Source organism: Alicyclobacillus contaminans DSM 17975, assembly GCF_000429525.1.
GTDB lineage: Bacteria > Bacillota > Bacilli > Alicyclobacillales > Alicyclobacillaceae > Alicyclobacillus_A > Alicyclobacillus_A contaminans.
This window is the reverse complement of the sequence record NZ_AUCA01000012.1, coordinates 1-18,885: the sequence shown is the minus strand read 5'-3', so window position 1 is coordinate 18,885 and position 18,885 is coordinate 1. Positions and strand designations below refer to the sequence as shown.

Genomic DNA, 18,885 nt, shown 5'->3' with positions numbered 1-18,885 from the left:
CCGAATCTTACAGTAGCCGTGTTCGCGGTCGTCAACCATCCCCGCACGCCACGAAACAGGAAAGAAAGGACAACCGCGCTTGATTGTTAACCTATTTTAAATATAAAGTTGACAATGAGAGAGTAGGAATGATTTTCCGAGGGAGGCGGGTTGTTGGTGAAACGGGATCGAGGGACAGACTGGCTTGCTTTGGCGGACGCGGTGCTGGCGGGTGCGGAAGTGACGCGCGCAGATGCCCTGGCGATGCTGGAGACGCCGGATGCCGAGCTGCTGTCGTTATTGCAGGCGGCGTATCGCATTCGTTACCACCATTACGGCAATCGCGTGAAATTGAACATGATTATCAATGCCAAGTCGGGGTTGTGTCCGGAGGACTGCGCGTACTGTTCGCAATCGGTGATTTCGGAAGCCCCGGTGGCAAAGTATCCGCTGCTCAACCGGGAAACGCTGTTGGCCGGGGCGGCGGAAGCGCAGGCGCGCAAGGCCACCACGTATTGCATCGTCATGTCGGGGCGACGCCCGTCCGACCGGGAGGTGGAGCAGGTGGCGGCCGCCGTGGAAGAAATTCGCCGCACCACGAATTTGCGGATCTGTTGCTGTCTCGGGCTATTGACCCCCGCGCAGGCAGAGCGGTTGGCGCAGGCGGGCGTGGATCGGTATAACCACAACCTCAATACCAGCCAGGCGCACTACGCCAACATCTGCAGCACGCATACGTATCAGGACCGGATCGAAACTGTGCAACAGAGCCGCGCGAGTGGGATGTCTCCCTGTTCCGGCGCCATTTTCGGGATGGGCGAAAGCCTGGAGGAGCGTGTTGAGATTGCATTCGCCCTGCGAGCATTGGATGTGGACTCCATCCCCTGTAACTTTCTCAATCCGATTCCGGGCACGCCACTGGGCGACACACCCCGCTTGTCCCCGCAAGCCTGCCTGAAAATCCTCGCCATGATGCGCTTTGTGAATCCGAGCAAGGAAATCCGGATTGCGGGCGGGCGTGAAGTGAACCTGCGATCTTTGCAGCCATTGGGTTTGTATGCAGCCAACGCCATTTTCGTGGGAGACTACCTCACCACGGATGGTCAGGCGCCAGATGCAGACTGGGCGATGATTGCGGACTTGGGGTTTGAGATAGAAGGCGACGGAGAAGGCGTTGCGGAGGTTCTTTCTTCGATGGCTCGGTAAGCGATGCAACGGAGAGCCTCAAAATTCGTTATGTCCCCACGGAGACGATGGCCCCGGATGGTATGCCGGGGCCGTCGTCTTTTGTTGCAGTGTTCCGTGAACTGCAAGGGGCACGTTTTTGTCTTCATTCCGTAACATTCTTCAGAGAACCGCAGTCTATGTCTGTCAGATACAACGCAAGGGGGCTTCCTTGTGACAGAGCGGGATTCGCCTGCAAAGGTGGCAACTGAACAGTTATTCGAGCAGTACGGTAACGAAATTCGGAAATATGCTCGCTATATGCTGGGAGGCTGGAACGAAGCAGACGACGCCATGCAGGAAATCTTTCTTCGAGTCTTCAAGTCCTGGCACAAATATAGCGGTCAATCCAGAAGACGGGGTGGGCATCTACGGCAACCGAGGTCCTGTCGACCACGGATGGGGGGAAGACCTGGCATGTGGTGTACAAATACTGAATCTCGGTGACACAGGGAGATGTCGTACGAGGTTTGCCCATTGAATTGGAGGCCGCTCGCTCAAAGAAACTTGAGCGAGCGTCAGCCCTGTCGGTACATGAGCCCGGATTGGTGGTACGTTTGAATGAAATCGATGCGTGGGTCCACGTGGACCCGTACGTCCAAGCGTTGAAACATCTGGTTCCACCATTCATCGCCATGCCAATCGCGCGGGCTGTGCCGGTACACCTCTCGTCCGATGCCCAATAGGTCGGACTGCAGTGGAGATTGGGTCCATCGGATGGCGCTGGCGATCATGGACGCAGTTTGCTGTTGAATCGCCTGCCGGAGCTTTCGCAACTCCGCGTCCGTCTCCATCAGAACGCACGGTCCGCCCTCCACGGACCCTCGCAAACGAACTTCCACCTCCACGTAGGGCCGCTGCCGGCGCAGATCCCGCACCCTCATTCGACTGTGCACTGATTTCACGTCAACGACAAACTGCTTTCCGGAATCCTCCGGGCAGGAGAACGCCAACTTGGATTTCGGAAATTGATTTTCAATCATCGACCACCCCGTGAATCGCGAACTGGTCATGTAGCCCACGAGTCGGTCTCCTGAGAACACGGCCAACCCGTCGATATGCGGAGCCGTCAACTTCGGATCCATGCCTGTGATGACAAATGTGTACGGATCGATCCCTGGCGTAACCAAACGCTGGTGAAATCCGCCAATGGTGGCGTCGTACGGACGGTTGATCCACACATGGTTGCGAAACAGGTTCGTCAAATACATGGCCGGGATGACGTCCAATGTCGGCGTTTGCTTCAGGAACTGCTCGGTGGGCGATTCTGACACGAACATCCACAGGTTTCGACTGACAACCCGCGATTGTACCAACGGATTCAACACGGTCAGGATACCCGCTTCCGCGAGCTTCCGGTTGATGACCACCGCCTGCAGGTGGCCGAAGAACAGCGTGCGGTTTAATGACAATTGAATCCGACGCAGCGCTTCCCCGATATCTCGTCCCTCCTCGCTCACCGTTATGACGGGCGAATCCTTCTTAGAGCCGCTGGACTGTCCGCCCGAGGGTGGGATGCCGAGACGGTGCGGCCGCGCCAACTGCACCGTCACCTTCACCGCTTCGGATGGGGAGGTTGCAGCGCCTGGTATCAGCGCGCCGTTTTTGTCTACCGGGCTCGTCGAGCCAAAAGGGCCAACCGAGTCGGCCGGATCGACGCCAATCATGAGGACCAACGCGCGTTGCTGCAGATCAACTCCATCCCAGCACCCGGTCAGCCATAGCGATACGCCCACGCAGACGGCCACGGTCATCATTCGAACTCGCTTCACGAGCATCTCGGCCTGCCCTTCATCTTGGTTCGGATCCACAGACCCAAGAGGGCCGCATAGATAATGGCCTCCGCCAGTTCGAGAACAGGTGCATAGCCAGAAAACACATATTTCAAGGACTCCGGAATGACGCACAGGATGATCACAATGGCAAGCAGCAGAGCCGCGACCCACATACTGCGAATTCGGGTATAGCAAACCACAATCCGGTACGCTGCGTATGCGTACAGATTGATGACCGATGAGACCGCGACGAGGATTGGGAGCAGGAACAAAACGGGCCATCTGCCCTCTTGTTGTATGCGAACGGCTTCCACGATGGGCCAATTGAGCGTCGCGCCCTCATACGGCCCGAAATCGACGAGCACGATGCCGATGTTTAACGCCTGCAGCGCTGCCGCTGACAAGAAACCCGTCAGCACCATCAGCCGCATGGAACCCAGGTGTCTGCTCGCGTCACGGAACAACGGCAGGTACACGGCGAACAGCATCCACCCGGGGAGCAGGTACAGCAGCTGCGGCAGGGTTCTGGCCACCGCGCCCCAGTCGGTCGGCCACACCGGCAAGAGGTTGGCCAGGTCGGACACCTCCAAACAAAGCAGCAGCATGATGATTGCGACAATCAGCGTGGGCCAGAACAACGCTACCTCGAATCGCAACACGGTATCAAAACCCCCTGAGAACAGCTGGAGCGGGATCAGCATCCAGAGCACAGCCAACACCAGCACCGGCGTATACGGCAACGCGATGTACTTGATCAGGTGAATCGCTGTCCGAAGGGCGATACCGGCGTAGATAAGAAATGCGACCAACATCAGCCCGTTGATGGCGGCCGATAACCAACGTGTCCGCATGAGCGCATCGAACACGGTTGCTGATGGGGCCTTCTGCGGATCCAATGCGCGGATGAGATCTACGATGAGCAGGGACAGCACCGCAGCCACCAGAACGTACGCCGCGAACGGAACCCATATGGCTGTATGCACCCGGTCCAGCCAGGCCGGTACCCATTCAAACAGGCCGGAACCGAGCACTGCTTCAAATGTCAATATAGCCATTGCATTGCGGTTTCTCTGCTTCAGCATTACGGCAGCTTCAACCTCTTCGTCTCTGATATCTTCGGCGCCTCATCCAACCGCGAGGACTTCCGTAGGTCGCCGGACGAAGCTCCGACCACTGGGTGGGGCTTTTGAGCAGCGTGTCCGACCAGTCGACGTATGCCACTTGGGCAAACGGTGTTAAGTAAGGGATTCCGAAGGATTTCAGGGCCGACAGGTGTGCGAATACCAACAGTGCAAATCCCAGTGTGCCTAGGATGCCAAACACGGATGTCGCCATCAGCATCGGGAACCGGATCATCCGCGTGACGAAGGCCGCTTCGTAGTTTGGAATGGCAAACGCGCCGAGGGCGGTCAATCCCACGACCACCACCATCATCGGGCTGACGATGCCAGCCTGAACGGCGATGTCTCCCAAGACCAATCCTCCGACCACCGAGAACGACTGGCCCATCTGCTGCGGCATCCGATTGCCCGCCTCCCGCACCAACTCCACCATGAATTCCATGAACGCGGCCTCAAACACGATGGGAAGCGGAATCCCTTCTCGGGTCGCCGCCAACTGCAACAGCAGGTTGACGGGCAGGAGTTCCGGGTTGTACATCGTGAAGGCGATATACAACGACGGCGAGAAAATGGATAACACCAACGCGAAGATGCGCACGAACCGGATGGCCGAACCCGAGAACCAGCGCTGACTGTAATCGTCCGATGTCTGAAAGAACGAAACCATCACCGCTGGCGCGAGCAGCGCGAATGGGCTGCCATCGACCAGGATGGCCAACCGCCCTTCCAGCAATGCTGAGATGGTCTTGTCCGGGCGCTCCGTGGACTGTAGTTGGGGGTATGGGGACCACGGGTTGTCCTCAATCCACTGTTCAAGGGCGCCACTGTCGAGCAGCCCGTCCACCTGCACCCGTTGCAGTCGGCGGACTGCCTCTTCCACGATGCCCGGGTTTGCTAAATCCTCAAGGTACACCAGCAACACTTTCGTCTTGGTGCGTGTGCCGAACTCAAACGTCTGCAGCACCAATTTCCGATCTCGCAGGCGAGATCTGATCTGAGACACATTGGTGTCGAGTGACTCCGTAAATCCATCGCGCGGGCCGCGTATGGACATTTCCGCCGCCGGTTCCTCCGGGGTCCGCCGCTGCAACCCCTGGACGTTGACGACAACGTAGCCTTTCGGGAAGCAGATCACCGCGTGACCGTCAAACAGTTTGGTGACAGTGGTTTCCACGTCCCGGGTCACTTGCACTTCTCCCAATTGGAGCGTACTTTGTGCCCATTTCTCGACATCCTTCCACCGGCCCAGCGGATTCATGGTCAAGGGCTTCAACAACCGCTCTTCGACGCGAGTGAGGTCGACGATGCTGGAGATGTAGACAATCTCCACGCCGGACGTCGGCACGGGGCGCACAACGACGTCGTAGGCCGTGCGCATGTGTTTCAACACCAGTTGCGTGGACCTCATGCCGTCAGCTCCTTCCAGCGTTCTTCGCCCCGGCCGAACACTTCGCAAGCCGGGGCGACTCCTACAGGGCGATATCACCATTGACCAAATGCGATGGATAGTTTATCCACATGTGCGGCGAATTATGGAGCCAAGTTGGGGGATGATGGACAGCAGAATGAACATCTGCAAAATGGGCTCTTCCGAACGCGCTTATAGATCCATTCCAGCAGCACCTGGTTCGTATTACAGCAGGTTCGCGGCTTACACATGGACCTCGAAGTCAGTCGTGTTTCGCTGTGGTCCAGAAATAACTGTTCTCGTTCATGGACAGGATGATACGCCCATTGGATACAATCGGTGTAAACGACGAGTTGATATGGGACAATTTCAAATTCTTTTGTGTTGAAGTATCAAACCCACCACATGCCGGGGTATCCACTGCTTTCCACCACACACAAACACCATCCGTCGCGACATATGACGGGTATTTCGCAACATTCCAAAGCTGATTTGAGGATTTTGAATAACATTCAACGCCGTTGGTTTTGTCGGACCACGTCCATAGCCCATTGCTGGCCCGCATGTCAAAGGAATTCGCGTTGGTTCCGCTATAGATGTACTCCTTAGAAGAACCTCCCACGGGACCTATCGTAAAATCATAGGGCTCACTGGCATTGAACCCGCCGTCCGGAAGAAAATGACTTGCTGGCGTCCAGATGAGTCCAATCAAATTTCCTGAGACCGCGAAGTCCTCAACCACCTTGTCGGTCTTGCTGCCCATGGAAATGAGGATGACCTTTTGCTTCATGGTGTTCAGATCCACTTGATGAATTTCAACTTTGACCGTATCCCCTGTTGAGCTTTGAACGCCGAAGTACAGTGTGTCCCCCTCAAGCTGAAACTCCATGAGTTGTTCGTTGGTTCCGGTTGCAGGGCTCCACAACTTTGTGGATATGCCAGTTTTGATGTTGTACGCGTAGACAAGTTCACCGACATTCGGACCGATACCACTCGACTGGTATACATAACAAATGTAGTCCTTGCTCGCTTCTATGTAGTCCGGTTCATATCCGAGTATGGGAGAGGGCTGCGGCAATTCCTTGTTACTATCCAGTTGTACGATAGAACCATAACCCACCTTGACCTTTGCCTTTTGTGGTACTTCTAAGGCTTGCTTTTCTGCGAGAAATCCCAGAGAAGGGCTGTAGGCAACTGCATGCAATGGGCCCGTCTCCTTATGAAGGGCCTCGCTGTATTCTTCCGAACCATTGTGTGAAACATCGGTGACTGTCTTGAATCGTGGGACGGGCACTTTCACTGCAACGCCATTGTCTGCGTTGTTTGCGTTCTGTCGAGCAGAATTCTCTACGCTGATATGTGAGCAGCCTGAAGCAGCCACCACGGCAAGAATCATGCTTCCCATGAGGAATTTCCGCACACACATACCTCCGATGGAACAATGGGAGGTCAAGACTGAACCTGTCCTGCCCCCATCCCAAGTTATATATTTAACACAATTTAACATAGAAAAATCATGAAAATAAGTCAATGCTCAATCAAGCGATCGTTGACGAGGAGGCAGGTGGGCCTGGCGATGCTGCTCACGGGTCGGACGACGCCCGCCCAAACCCGAACATATGTGATGTTCCATTACACAATTCTGAAATTGTGTAAGATAACCTCCCTTTCGGCGGAACGCGTATTTCTTTGGTGGCGTTCGCGGGGTTCCACAAAGGCTATTCCCGAACGTTACACAATATATCCATAAAAAAGTTCGTGATTTTCATTGACCCACTCTTGAATCACCCGTACACTGGAGGTGAGGTGAGTGCACGGAGGCGTCCGCAGACGTCGCCGAATTTCCAAATGGGGTGACCCGAAATGGACAAACAGGCGCTTCTCTACGAGGGCAAGGCAAAAAAAGTGTTTGCCACGGGGAACGCGGCGCAGTACATCGTGCAGTATAAAGACGATGCCACCGCGTTCAACGGTCAGAAGCGGGGGCAGATTCACGGGAAAGGCAGCATCAATAACCGCATGAGCAATCGTCTCTTCCGGATTCTGGAATCGGCAGGGGTGCCCACGCATTTCATCGAAGAGCTGTCGGAAACTGAAACGCTGGTCGAAGCGGTGACCATCATTCCGCTGGAAGTGGTGGTGCGCAACCTGGCGGCGGGCAGTATGGCAAAACGGCTGGGCGTTGAGGAAGGCACGCCGCTCCAGCGTCCCATTGTCGAGTTCTACTACAAAAACGATGCCCTTGGCGATCCGCTCGTCACCGAAGACCACATCACGGTGCTGGGCTGGGCCACAGCCGGGGATGTGGCGGTATTGCGGCAGATGGCGCTGACCATCAACCGTGTGCTGTCCGAATATTTCCGAAAGCGCGGCATCATCCTCGTGGACTTCAAACTGGAGTTCGGCCGGACGGCGGACGGCAAGATGGTGTTGGCGGACGAAATCTCTCCGGACACCTGTCGTTTCTGGGATGCGGCGACGAACGAAAAATTGGACAAAGATCGCTTTCGCCGGGACCTCGGCGGCGTGGAGGAAGCGTACCAGGAGATGTGGCGGCGGATGAACGAGGAGGTGCGGGCATGAGCCTGTGGACGGTGGAAGTCAAGGTGTCGCTGAAACCCAGCGTGTTCGATCCGCAGGGGAATGCGGTGGAGCAGGCGCTGATGACGTTGGGCCACACCGGTGTGTCGAATCTGCGGATGGGCAAGACGGTCGCTTTTCATATTGAAGCGCCGGACGAGGCGGCGGCGCGTGCCCAGGTGGACGCTATCTGCCGGGACGTGCTCTGCAATCTGGTCATAGAGACGTACGAATTCACGCTGGCCGAAGCGGCCGCAGTGGCGGAGGCGGCGCGATGAAGTGGGCGGTCGTGGTCTTTCCGGGATCGAACTGCGACGACGACGCGGTGCAGGCGGTTCAGTCGTTCGGCGACGAGGTGCACAAAGTCTGGCACCAAGAACGGGATTTGAGCTTGTACGACGCCATCATCCTGCCGGGGGGATTTTCCTACGGAGACTATCTGCGCTGCGGAGCCATTGCCCGCTTCTCGCCTGTGATGCAGGGCGTCCGCGAGGCGGCGGCGGAAGGGAAGCTGGTGATTGGCATTTGCAACGGCTTCCAGGTGTTGACCGAGTCGGGATTGCTGCCGGGCGCGCTGTTGCGGAACGACCACCTGCAGTTTCGCTGTGAACTGGTGGATTTGACAGTGCACAACGTGAATACGCCCTTCACCGCGGCGTATACCGAGGGACAGACGGTGAAGATTCCGATTGCCCACGGCGAGGGCCGGTACGTGGCAGATGAGGAAACGCTTAGGACGCTGGAGCGAGAGCGGCGAATTGTGTTCACGTACCGGCGCAATCCGAATGGCAGCGCGCTCGACATCGCCGGCATTCTCAACGAACGGGGCAATGTGCTTGGCATGATGCCCCATCCGGAGCGGGCGGTGGCGGACTGGATGGGATCTGCGGATGGGCGCGCGCTGTTTGCGTCGATGCGCCGCTGTGCAAAGGAGGCAATCCACGTTGGTTGAGCCGAAAGCAGAGCAAATTCGAAACGAGCGGCTGTATCGCGGCATGGGACTGACCGATGCGGAGTACGACTGCATTGTGGCGCAGTTGGGACGGCTGCCGAACTGGGTCGAGACGGGGCTGTTCAGTGTGCTCTGGTCCGAACACTGCAGCTACAAGAGCTCGCGGCGTTACCTGAAGCGGTTTCCAACCAACGGTCCGCAGGTATTGCAGGGACCGGGGGAAAATGCGGGCGTCGTCGACTTCGGCGATGGCATTGGCATTGCGTTCAAGATGGAAAGCCACAACCACCCCTCGGCCATTGAACCGTATCAGGGAGCGGCAACGGGGGTGGGCGGCATTCTGCGCGACATCTTCACCATGGGCGCGCGGCCCATCGCGTTCCTCAACAGTCTCAGGTTTGGCACGTTGGACGAGGCCCACACGCGCTACCTGTTCGCCAACGTGGTGGCGGGCATCGGCGGCTACGGCAACTGCGTGGGCATTCCAACGGTGGCGGGGGAAGCGGTGTTCGACGAGGTCTACCGGGACAATCCGCTGGTCAACGCGATGTGTGTCGGGGTGCTTCCGGCCGATGGCATGGTTCGCGGCACGGCGTCCGGCGTCGGCAATCCGGTGTTTGTGGTCGGTGCGAGAACGGGGCGCGACGGGATTCACGGAGCCACTTTCGCCTCCGCGGAAGATCCGCATGAGAAAGAGCGTTCGGCGGTGCAGGTGGGCGATCCGTTCTTCGGCAAACTCCTCATGGAAGCGTGCCTCGAGTTGATTGCGACAGGCGCGGTGGTTGGCATCCAGGACATGGGAGCCGCCGGATTGACGTCGTCGTCCGCGGAAATGGCGAGCCGGGCCGACGGCGGCATTGAGCTCTATTTGGACGCGGTGCCGGTGCGCGAGGACGGCATGACCCCGTATGAAATGATGCTCTCCGAGTCCCAGGAACGGATGCTGGTGGTGATGGAACGGGGCAAGGAAGCGGTGGCTGAGGCCATCTTTGCCAAGTGGGGTCTGCCGATTGCCAACATCGGTCGCGTGACGGACGACGGCCGCCTCCGGCTCTGGTTTCGGGGCGAGTGCGTGGCAGATGTACCGGTATCCTTGCTGGTGGACGAAGCGCCTGTGTACGACCGGCCGGTGGCGGCGCCTGCGGCGCTGCCGGGGCGGGAGGTGGCACTGCCGGAGACGTTCCCGGCGCCGGAGACAGCGCTGCGAGAACTGCTTGGCCATCCGTCGGTGGCGGACAAACGTTGGATTTACCGCCAGTACGATACGACGGTGAAAGCGGCCACGCGCGTTGGACCGGGCGGCGACGCCGCGGTGCTGCGCGTGCCGGGCACCAACCGGTTGCTCGCGCTCTGCTGCGACGGCAACGGCCGCTACGTGTACCTGAATCCGCGCAAAGGCGGGGCGATGGCGGTGGCGGAAGCGGCGCGCAACATTGTCTGCGCGGGCGGCCAGCCGTTGGCCATCACCAACTGCCTCAACTTTGGAAATCCGGAGAAACCGGAGATTATGTACCAGTTCGCCGAGGCGACGGCGGGCATGAGCGAGGCTTGCCTGGCTTTGAACACACCGGTCGTCAGCGGTAACGTGAGCTTCTATAACGAGAGCCGCAGCGCGGACATCCACCCCACGCCGGTGATTGGCATGGTTGGCGTGATTGAGGACGAGCGGTATGTGACGCCCAACGCGTTCCAACAGGCGGATCATGCGGTGGTGCTGCTCGGCGTGGAAGACGACAGCTTGGATGGCAGCCTCTATTGGAAGACGCTCGCCGGCCAGCCTGCGGGAGACGCGCCGGCGTTCGACCTGGCGGCAGAAGTGAATCTGCAGAACCTGGTGCACCGACTCATTCGGGAGGGCCGCGTGGTGTCGGCGCACGATGTGAGCGACGGCGGGCTCGCCGTCACGCTGGCGGAGCTGTGCATCGGCGGCGGCATGGGTGTGGTGGTCGAAGCGCCTGCAGGCGCGGCGGATCTCTCCGCGTCACAGGCGTCGCTGCGGGCGGCGGGTTGGCTGTTTTCCGAGGCGCCAAGCCGAATTTGCCTGGAGGTGCGTCCGACCGATGTGGCCGAGGTTCTGGCCGCGGCGGCCGAAGCGGGCGTACCAGCGCGTCAAATCGGTTGGACGGGTGGAAGTCGATTGGTGGTGCGCACCACGTGTGAGGATTGGGTGAACGTCCCTGTGGCGGAACTGGCTCAGGTGTATCAGGACGCCCTGCCCAACCGCATGCAGGTGCCAGTCACGCCGGGGGCGTAAGATGAAATGCGGGAGAGGAGCCTACTCATGCCACTGCGAGAACTGGCGGTAGAACAGCGGGAGATGGAGGATAAACCGACGGAGGAATGCGGCGTCTTCGCGATTTTCGGCCACGAGCGCGCGGCGGAACTGACCTACTACGCCCTGATTGCGCTGCAGCACCGGGGCCAGGAGGCCGCCGGGATTGCCACAGTCGACGGAGAAAAGATGTACAGCCATCGCGGACTCGGGCTGCTGAACGACGTGTTTGACACACGCGTCCTCGAACAGTTGCGCGGCCACGCGGCCATCGGCCACGTCCGCTATTCCACGGCCGGCAGCAATACCCTGCAGAATGCGCAGCCGTTAACGTTCTCCACTCATCACGGGAACCTGGCGGTGGCGCACAATGGGAACCTGGTGAACGCCAACGCCCTGCGCGTCTTGCTCGAGCGGCAGGGAAGCCTGTTTCAGTCCACCAGCGATTCGGAGGTGATTGCCCACCTGATTGCCCGCGCAGGGTATCCGACGCTGTTGGAAAACGTGCAGGACAGTCTGCGCATGATCAAAGGCGGCTACGCGTACCTCTTCCTGTCGGACCATCAGGTGATTGCTGCGCGCGATCCGTTCGGATTGCGCCCGCTGGCGCTGGGCCGCCTCGGCCAGGCGTACGTGCTGGCGTCCGAGTCCTGTGCCTTTGAGACCATCGGCGCGACGTTCGTGCGCGATATCGAACCGGGGGAGCGGATTGTGCTGAACGCGTCCGGCATCGCCTCGTATCCGCCGGCAAGCGTGACGAAGCGGGCCATGTGCACCTTCGAGCACATCTACTTCGCTCGTCCGGACAGCGATATCGACGGATGGAACGTGCACGCGGTGCGCAAGCAACTGGGCCGCATACTGGCCAAGCACCACCCGGCCCAGGGTGACATCGTCATTGGCGTTCCGGATTCCAGTATTTCCGCCGCGTCCGGGTACGCGGAGCAGAGCGGAATTCCACTGGAAATGGGCCTGGTGAAAAACAAGTATGTGGCGCGAACGTTCATCCAACCGTCGGAAGCGCTGCGTCAGGCGGGCGTCCAGTTGAAACTGAACGCGGTGCGCAGCGTGGTGGAAGGACAACGTGTCATCCTCATTGACGATTCGATTGTCCGCGGCACCACGAGTCGGCGCATCGTCACATTGCTGCGGGATGCCGGCGCGGTCGAGGTGCACGTGCGCATCTCGAGTCCGCCGTATCGACACGCCTGCCATTATGGAATCGACACGTCGTCCAAGGGACAGCTGATTGCTGCCACCCACAGCGTGGATGAAATCTGCGCGGAAATCGGCGCGGATTCGCTGGCCTACCTGACGGTGGAGGAGATGATGAGCGCCTTTGGCTTCGGCGAGGGAGAGCGGTATCCGTTCTGCAACGCGTGCTTCACGGGACAATATCCGACGGAAGTGTATGATACCGACAAGTTGTACAATGAAGTGCGGGTGCAGGAGGTGACGGGGTGAACGGCAAGCAGGCGTATCAGGCTGCCGGCGTGGACATTGACCGGGGCAATGCGGCCGCCAAGCGGTACGCGGGGCTGGCTCGTGCCACGCGACGCCCCGAGGTGCTCGGGGGCATTGGCGGTTTTTCCGGCGGTTTTTTGCTGAATTTGCAAAAGTATCCCGAACCGGTGCTCGTATCCGGAACGGACGGTGTCGGCACCAAATTGCACATCGCATTCGCCACCGGGCGGCATGACACGGTGGGCGTGGATTGTGTCGCCATGTCGGTCAACGACATTCTCACCAGCGGTGCGGAACCCCTGTTCTTTCTCGACTACCTGGCCGTGCAGCGGCTGGATGTGGACGTGGCCGCCGCCGTGGTGGCGGGGGTGGCGGAAGGGTGCAAACAGGCCGGGTGCGCGTTGATTGGCGGCGAAACGGCAGAAATGTCCGACCTGTACCAGGTTGGCCAGTACGATCTCGCGGGGACGGCCATCGGTGTGGTCAACCGTCCGGATCTGGTGGATGGGCGCGCCATTGTCCCCGGAGATGTGGTGATTGGGCTCGAGAGCAATGGTGTACATTCGAACGGATATTCACTGGTGCGCAAGCTGCTGGCGGAAGCGGGCGTGGACTGGAATGATTCCCTGCCCGGTTGGCGCGGCACCGTGGCCGACGAACTGCTCCGGCCAACCGCCATCTATGTATCGGCGGTTCAGGCCGTCCGCAGCGTGGGCGTTGTCATCAAGGGGATGGCGCACATCACGGGCGGCGGGTTGCCGGAAAATCTACCGCGATGCCTGCCGGACGGCGTGGCAGCCGTGCTCCAGGCGGACGCCTGGCCCCGGCCGGCGGTGTTCGATTGGCTGATGCAACAGAGCGGGCTGCCGTTCACCGAGGCGGCGGCCGTCTGGAATCTGGGCATCGGCTACGTCCTCGTGGTTGCGGCGAACGCGGCCGACGCCACGCTTGACGCGTTGGCGCAAGCGGGGCAGGCGGCCCACCGCATTGGGCGCATCATCTCGGGCAGTCCGTCCGTGCAGTGGGAGGCGTGAACGTGCTCGGAACGGAGAAGAAACGCTGTCGGTTGGCGGTTTTCGCGAGCGGATCCGGATCGAACCTTCAGGCGCTGCTCGACTATGAGCGGGCCCACTCCGATTGGCCCGCTGAAATTGTGTTGGTGGTATCGGACAAACCCGCATGCACGGCGCTGGAGCGCGCGCGCGCTGCGGGGGTGCCGACGTTCGCCGTGGACGTCAAGACGTATCCCGACAAAGCGGCGTACGAACAAGCCGTTCTGACAGCGCTGCAGAAATCCAGAGTGGATTGGCTGGTGTTGGCAGGCTACATGCGATTGATTGGCCCCACTCTGCTGCACGCCTATCCGGAGCGAATTTTGAACATTCACCCGTCGTTGTTGCCGGCATTTCCGGGGCGGACCGCCGTGCGGGACACGCTGGCGGCCGGTGTGGCGGTGACCGGGGTGACGGTGCACCTGGTGGACGAAGGGATGGATACGGGCCCCATCGTGGCGCAGCAGTCGGTGCCTGTGGATTCCGGTATGACCGAGGCGGAACTTCTGGAGCGCATCCACGCGGTGGAGCACGTGTTGTATCCGGCGACGGTGACGGATGTGGTGAACCGCTGGTTGTCCGGGAGGCCAATGTTGGCGCGGATGGAACCGGCTGCGGACAAAATTTAGGAAACATAAAGCGCCTCCGGCGTGTTTGAGGGGGATGTATGGATTGCACACAGCGAAATGGGCGCTGGTGAGCGTATATGACAAACAGGGAATCATACCGTTTTGCGAACAGTTGGTGAAAGCGGGGTACGGCATTCTGTCGACCGGAGGAACCGCCACGCACTTACAACAAGCGGGGCTGCCGGTGACCGAGGTCAGCGACTACACCGGTTTTCCGGAGATGATGAACGGCCGCGTGAAGACCCTGCATCCCAAGGTGCACGGCGGCATTCTCAGCCTGCGCGACGACCCGGCGCATGTGGACAGCATGCAAACGCACGGAATCGCCGCCATCGACGTTGTGGTGGTGAATCTGTATCCCTTTGCGGAGACGATTGCAAAGCCTGGGGTCACTCCGACGGAAGCGATAGAAATGATAGATATTGGCGGTCCCTCCATGCTTCGGTCGGCGGCGAAAAACCACCGTTATTGCCTGCCGGTGATTGATCCCGCCGACTACGGCTGGATTGGACGGGCCCTGGCGGCCGGAGAGGAGATTCCGCTGGAGCAGCGCCGTTTGCTGGCGCGCAAAGTGTTTGCGGCCACCGCGTTGTACGACGCCACCATCGCTCAGTATCTCGGTGGTTTGTCGGAGAGCGCCGAGACCGAGGCCGCGGATGCCTCCCTCCGGTGGCCCAATCCGTTTGTGGTCTCCTTTGTCCCCAAGCAGGCCCTGCGCTATGGAGAAAATCCACACCAGGCGGCGTACTTTTACGCCGAGGCGCAGCCGTCGCCCGCCAGCATTGCCGGCGCGAAGCAATGGCAGGGCAAGGAGCTGTCGTACAACAACATCCAGGACGCCGATGCTGCGCTGAACATCGTTCGGTCACTGGATGATCTCGAACGCGCCGCCGTGGTGGCCGTGAAGCACATGAATCCGTGCGGCGTCGGCTTGGGAGAGACGGCCCTGGCGGCGTTTGAAAAGGCGTACGAGGCAGATCCGGTTTCGATTTTCGGAGGCATCATCGCGGTCAATCGGACGGTGGACGAAGTGTTGGCGAAACGATTGACCACGCTGTTCTTGGAAATCGTCATCGCGCCGGGATTCACCGAGGGTGCGTTGGCCGCCTTTGCGCAAAAGAAGAACGTGCGCCTGCTGGAAGTGGATATGAAGGCGCCGCTGTGGCAACGGGACGATTTGCTGTACCGGCGGGTCTCTGGCGGCGTGTTGGTGCAACAGGTTGATGTGGAGAACACTCCGGGCTTCGAAGTGGTGACCGAACGCGAACCAACGGCGGACGAGTGGGAGGCGCTGCGGTTTGGGTGGCGCATCGTGAAACACGTGAAATCAAACGCCATTGTGCTCGCCACCAAAGATCAGACGCTCGGTGTTGGCGCAGGGCAGATGAACCGCGTCGGCGCGGCGCAGATTGCCATTGCTCAGGCCGGTGACCGTGCGGCTGAGGCGGTGCTGGCGTCGGACGCGTTTTTCCCGATGCGCGACACGGTCGATGCCGCAGCGGCAGCCGGTGTTCGAGCCATCATCCAACCGGGCGGATCCATCAAGGACAAGGACAGCATTGCGGCCTGCAACGAGCACGGCATCGCCATGGTGTTCACGCACCGGAGACACTTCCTGCATTGAGAATGGGAGGAGACGAGATGCGGATACCGGACAATCCGCGGGTGTTGGTGGTGGGCAGCGGCGCGCGCGAACACGCCGTGCTCCGGACGTTGGCGCAGAGTCAACGGCGTCCCGTGCTGTTTGCGGCCCCGGGCAACGCGGGGATGGCTGCTGAGACCACGTGCCTGCCGGTGGCAGTAGACGATGTCGTTGGACTCGTCCAGGCGGCGCGCGACATCGCGGCGGACCTGGTGGTTGTGGGACCGGAGTTGCCGCTGGCCCGGGGGATGGTAGACGCCTGTCAGGCGGCGGGCATTCGCGTCTTTGGACCAACCCAAGCCGCAGCACAGCTCGAGGCGTCGAAAGCGTTCGCCAAAGCGGTGATGGCCGAGGCTGGCGTTCCGACGGCATCGCACCAAACGTTCACCGATGCGGCGGCGGCGAAGGCGTACATCCAGCAGCAGGGGGCCCCGATTGTGGTGAAGGCGGACGGGCTGGCTGCGGGCAAGGGCGTGGTGGTGGCGCAAACCGTGGCCGAGGCCTGTGCAGCTGTGGATGACATGATGCTCCAGGGCCGCTTTGGCGCGTCCGGCCAAACGGTGGTCATTGAACAGTGTCTGGTTGGCGAAGAGGTATCCATGATGTATTTCGTGGATCACGAGACCGTGGCGCCCATGCTCCCGGCGCGGGACTACAAGCGCGTCGGGGAAGGGGACACCGGCGGCAACACGGGCGGCATGGGAGCCTTTGCGCCTGTGCCGGAACTTCATCACCCGGCGTTTGTGGAGCGAGTGACGAACACGATTGTGCAACCGTTGCTGGCGGCGCTGAAGCGGCGGGGGATTGTCTATCGAGGCGTTCTGTACGCGGGTCTCATGGTCACCGCCGATGGGCCGTATGTGATTGAGTTCAATTGTCGCTTTGGCGATCCGGAGACCGAAGTGGTCCTCCCCCTGCTCGCGAGCGATCTGTTGGATATCCTATGGGCTGTGACCGAAGACCAACTGGCGAACGTCGCAGTGCGGTGGCGGGAGGAGAAGGCCATCTGCGTGGTGTTGGCTGCGCCCGGTTATCCCGACGCGCCGCAGACGGGGCAGGCCATTGTGTGGCCGGCCGATGGGCTGACGCAGGCGGGCGCGGGCGGCTTGGCGCTCGTGTATCACGCTGGATCCCGCGAGGTCGACGGCGTCCTGCAAACGGCCGGAGGGCGGGTGTTGGTGTGCACTGGAGTGGCCCGATCGTTTGCGCTGGCTCGGAAGATTGCGTATGAAGCGGCCGACGCGATATACTTTGACGGGAAGTATCTGCGGCGCGATATTGCGCTGCACTTGGATGCAGCGGATTAGCATTCGGCCAGCGCGCCCGGAGTCATGTACCGTCGGATGTACAGCATGTCAAACATGGTGACCGGACCTCTGTCCGGTCTTTTTCTTGGGGAGGTCTCGCTGTGCGCGGAGTTTGGTGGTATGCGACGCTGGTATTGTTGGCGGGGAGCAGCTTTGGCTTTGTGTCATCCATTATGAAAACCGGCTACGAAGCGGGGTTCTCCGTGCAGCAGGCCACGGATGCACAGTACGTGGTGGGCGTGGTGGTGCTTTGGCTGATTGCCCTGTTGAAGCGCGGGCGTCGGGCGTTTCCGCGCACGCGCCGTCAGTGGCTCGTTCTCGCCACCACGGGGGTATCGTCGGCAGGAACGAGCTACACGTATTATTTGGCGCTCACCCATCTGCCGGCATCGTTGGCGATTGTGCTGCTGTTTCAGTTCGCGTGGATGGTGGTGGTGATTGACATCGCGGTCACGCGGCGGTGGCCGTCTCTGCAAAAATGGATCGGGCTGATGCTCGTACTCGCCGGGACCGTGTTGGCCGTTGGCCTGTTTGAGCAGGCCCTGGGGCACTTCTCGCCCTGGTCCGTCGCGTTGGGGCTCACCTCCGGCTTTTGTTATGCGGTGACGCTGTACATGTCCGGTTATGCCGAGGACGCTGTGAGCCCAACGATTCGATCCGCCCTCACCGGGACCATCGCGATGGCGGCCATCTTTGTCGCGTTCCCGCCCACCTGTCTTCTGGTGCCCGGGCTTTGGCACCATCTGTGGGGGTGGGCCCTCGTCTCCGGCCTGTTCAGCCAGGTCATCCCGCTCAGCCTGATGTTGATTGCCATTCCCCATACCGGCGGTCGGATGGCGGGGGTACTTGGCTCGATAGAGCTGCCTGTGGCGGTGTTCGTGGCTTGGCTTGTGCTTGGGGAATCCGTATCTTTGCTGCGCTGGATTGGCGTCATTTTGATTCTCGCGGGAATTGCCGTGAGCGAATGGACATTTCCCAAACGCAAGCGGCGCTGGAATGAGCGGTTGGCCTGAACGTGGATCATGTCATACAGATCATACAGAGATTTGCATCGGCCTGCGCAGGATGGACACGTCGGTTTCATCGCGCAGGCTCGTTTTGTGTTCATCGTCTCTGTGGAAGGACGTGTGAGTATCCTGAGGCATAAGTGATAGGATGAAATTTCCTGTTGATCCGCACGTGACAGGGTGGTATATTACACATTGTCGCTCCGATGACGGCGCGGCAAACGGTGAGAACATCACCCCAACACTTGACAAGTACATGAGTTGTGTGGTAAGGTGTTCGAGCTGTTTTGAGTGGTTCCTTGAAAACTAAACACGCACAGAGAGTGAATCAACACGCAAGTGTTGTTTTGAGCGAGTCAACTTTTTTGAGAGTTTGATCCTGGCTCAGGACGAACGCTGGCGGCGTGCCTAATACATGCAAGTCGAGCGGACGGAAGGGAGCTTGCTCCTGGAAGTCAGCGGCGGACGGGTGA

At 59.9% G+C, this 18,885-nt stretch carries 16 protein-coding genes and 1 rRNA gene; 13 read left to right on the top strand and 4 right to left on the bottom strand.

All coding sequences use genetic code 11. The annotated features are described in order from the left end of the window. Positions 1-153: 153 nt before the first annotated feature. Positions 154-1,185, top strand: a complete 1,032-nt coding sequence (bioB, locus tag G463_RS19195) for a biotin synthase BioB (protein ID WP_084171338.1) — start codon at positions 154-156, stop codon at positions 1,183-1,185. A gap of 192 nt (positions 1,186-1,377) precedes the next feature. Continuing rightward, positions 1,378-1,650, top strand: a complete 273-nt coding sequence (locus G463_RS24010; RefSeq protein ID WP_084171317.1) for an RNA polymerase sigma factor — start codon at positions 1,378-1,380, stop codon at positions 1,648-1,650. A gap of 71 nt (positions 1,651-1,721) precedes the next feature. Here G463_RS24010 and G463_RS0106575 read toward each other — a convergent pair whose 3' ends face one another. From G463_RS0106575 to G463_RS0106560, 4 genes are all read right to left on the bottom strand, one after another. Further along, complete coding sequence (locus tag G463_RS0106575; protein WP_169725436.1) at positions 1,722-2,975, bottom strand: Ger(x)C family spore germination protein; 1,254 nt, start codon at positions 2,973-2,975, stop codon at positions 1,722-1,724. Next, a complete protein-coding gene (locus G463_RS0106570) occupies positions 2,972-4,033 on the bottom strand; it encodes a GerAB/ArcD/ProY family transporter (RefSeq protein WP_169725435.1) in 1,062 nt (353 codons plus the stop codon). The genes G463_RS0106575 and G463_RS0106570 overlap by 4 nt, the downstream gene beginning before the upstream one ends. Before the next feature lie 37 nt (positions 4,034-4,070). Then, positions 4,071-5,507, bottom strand: coding sequence for a spore germination protein (locus G463_RS19190; protein ID WP_051322027.1), 1,437 nt, complete (start codon positions 5,505-5,507; stop codon positions 4,071-4,073). Positions 5,508-5,769: 262 nt separating this feature from the next. Next, complete coding sequence (locus tag G463_RS0106560) at positions 5,770-6,927, bottom strand: hypothetical protein (protein ID WP_026974522.1); 1,158 nt, start codon at positions 6,925-6,927, stop codon at positions 5,770-5,772. Between the two features lie 443 nt (positions 6,928-7,370). On the opposite strand from G463_RS0106560, the gene purC reads away from it, so the two are divergent. From purC to G463_RS0106505, 11 genes are all read left to right on the top strand, one after another. Beyond that, positions 7,371-8,090 carry a phosphoribosylaminoimidazolesuccinocarboxamide synthase gene (gene purC, locus G463_RS0106555; RefSeq protein ID WP_026974521.1) on the top strand — a complete coding sequence of 240 codons (720 nt, stop codon included), beginning with the start codon at positions 7,371-7,373 and terminating at the stop codon, positions 8,088-8,090. Continuing rightward, on the top strand, positions 8,087-8,365 hold the full coding sequence (purS, locus tag G463_RS0106550) for a phosphoribosylformylglycinamidine synthase subunit PurS (RefSeq protein ID WP_026974520.1): 279 nt from the start codon (positions 8,087-8,089) through the stop codon (positions 8,363-8,365). The genes purC and purS overlap by 4 nt, the downstream gene beginning before the upstream one ends. Further along, on the top strand, positions 8,362-9,039 hold the full coding sequence (gene purQ / locus G463_RS0106545) for a phosphoribosylformylglycinamidine synthase subunit PurQ (RefSeq protein WP_026974519.1): 678 nt from the start codon (positions 8,362-8,364) through the stop codon (positions 9,037-9,039). The genes purS and purQ overlap by 4 nt, the downstream gene beginning before the upstream one ends. After that, complete coding sequence (purL, locus tag G463_RS0106540) at positions 9,032-11,293, top strand: phosphoribosylformylglycinamidine synthase subunit PurL (protein WP_026974518.1); 2,262 nt, start codon at positions 9,032-9,034, stop codon at positions 11,291-11,293. The genes purQ and purL overlap by 8 nt, the downstream gene beginning before the upstream one ends. Positions 11,294-11,320: 27 nt before the next feature. Next, positions 11,321-12,775: an amidophosphoribosyltransferase gene (gene purF / locus G463_RS0106535; protein WP_245575717.1), complete on the top strand. Its 1,455-nt coding sequence runs from the start codon at positions 11,321-11,323 to the stop codon at positions 12,773-12,775. Beyond that, positions 12,772-13,809: a phosphoribosylformylglycinamidine cyclo-ligase gene (gene purM, locus G463_RS0106530; protein ID WP_026974516.1), complete on the top strand. Its 1,038-nt coding sequence runs from the start codon at positions 12,772-12,774 to the stop codon at positions 13,807-13,809. The genes purF and purM overlap by 4 nt, the downstream gene beginning before the upstream one ends. A gap of 2 nt (positions 13,810-13,811) precedes the next feature. Beyond that, positions 13,812-14,456 (top strand): phosphoribosylglycinamide formyltransferase, encoded by a 645-nt coding sequence (gene purN / locus G463_RS19185; protein ID WP_051322025.1) that lies wholly within the window; start codon positions 13,812-13,814, stop codon positions 14,454-14,456. A 34-nt stretch (positions 14,457-14,490) separates the two neighbouring features. Further along, a complete protein-coding gene (gene purH, locus G463_RS0106520; protein WP_035486075.1) occupies positions 14,491-16,080 on the top strand; it encodes a bifunctional phosphoribosylaminoimidazolecarboxamide formyltransferase/IMP cyclohydrolase in 1,590 nt (529 codons plus the stop codon). A gap of 17 nt (positions 16,081-16,097) precedes the next feature. Further along, entirely contained in the window at positions 16,098-17,405 is a 1,308-nt protein-coding gene (gene purD, locus G463_RS0106515; protein ID WP_026974514.1) for a phosphoribosylamine--glycine ligase, read from the top strand. Between the two features lie 101 nt (positions 17,406-17,506). Then, positions 17,507-18,418: an EamA family transporter gene (locus G463_RS19180; RefSeq protein WP_051322024.1), complete on the top strand. Its 912-nt coding sequence runs from the start codon at positions 17,507-17,509 to the stop codon at positions 18,416-18,418. 355 nt (positions 18,419-18,773) lie between these two features. After that, positions 18,774-18,885 (top strand): 16S ribosomal RNA (locus tag G463_RS0106505); the annotation flags it as partial.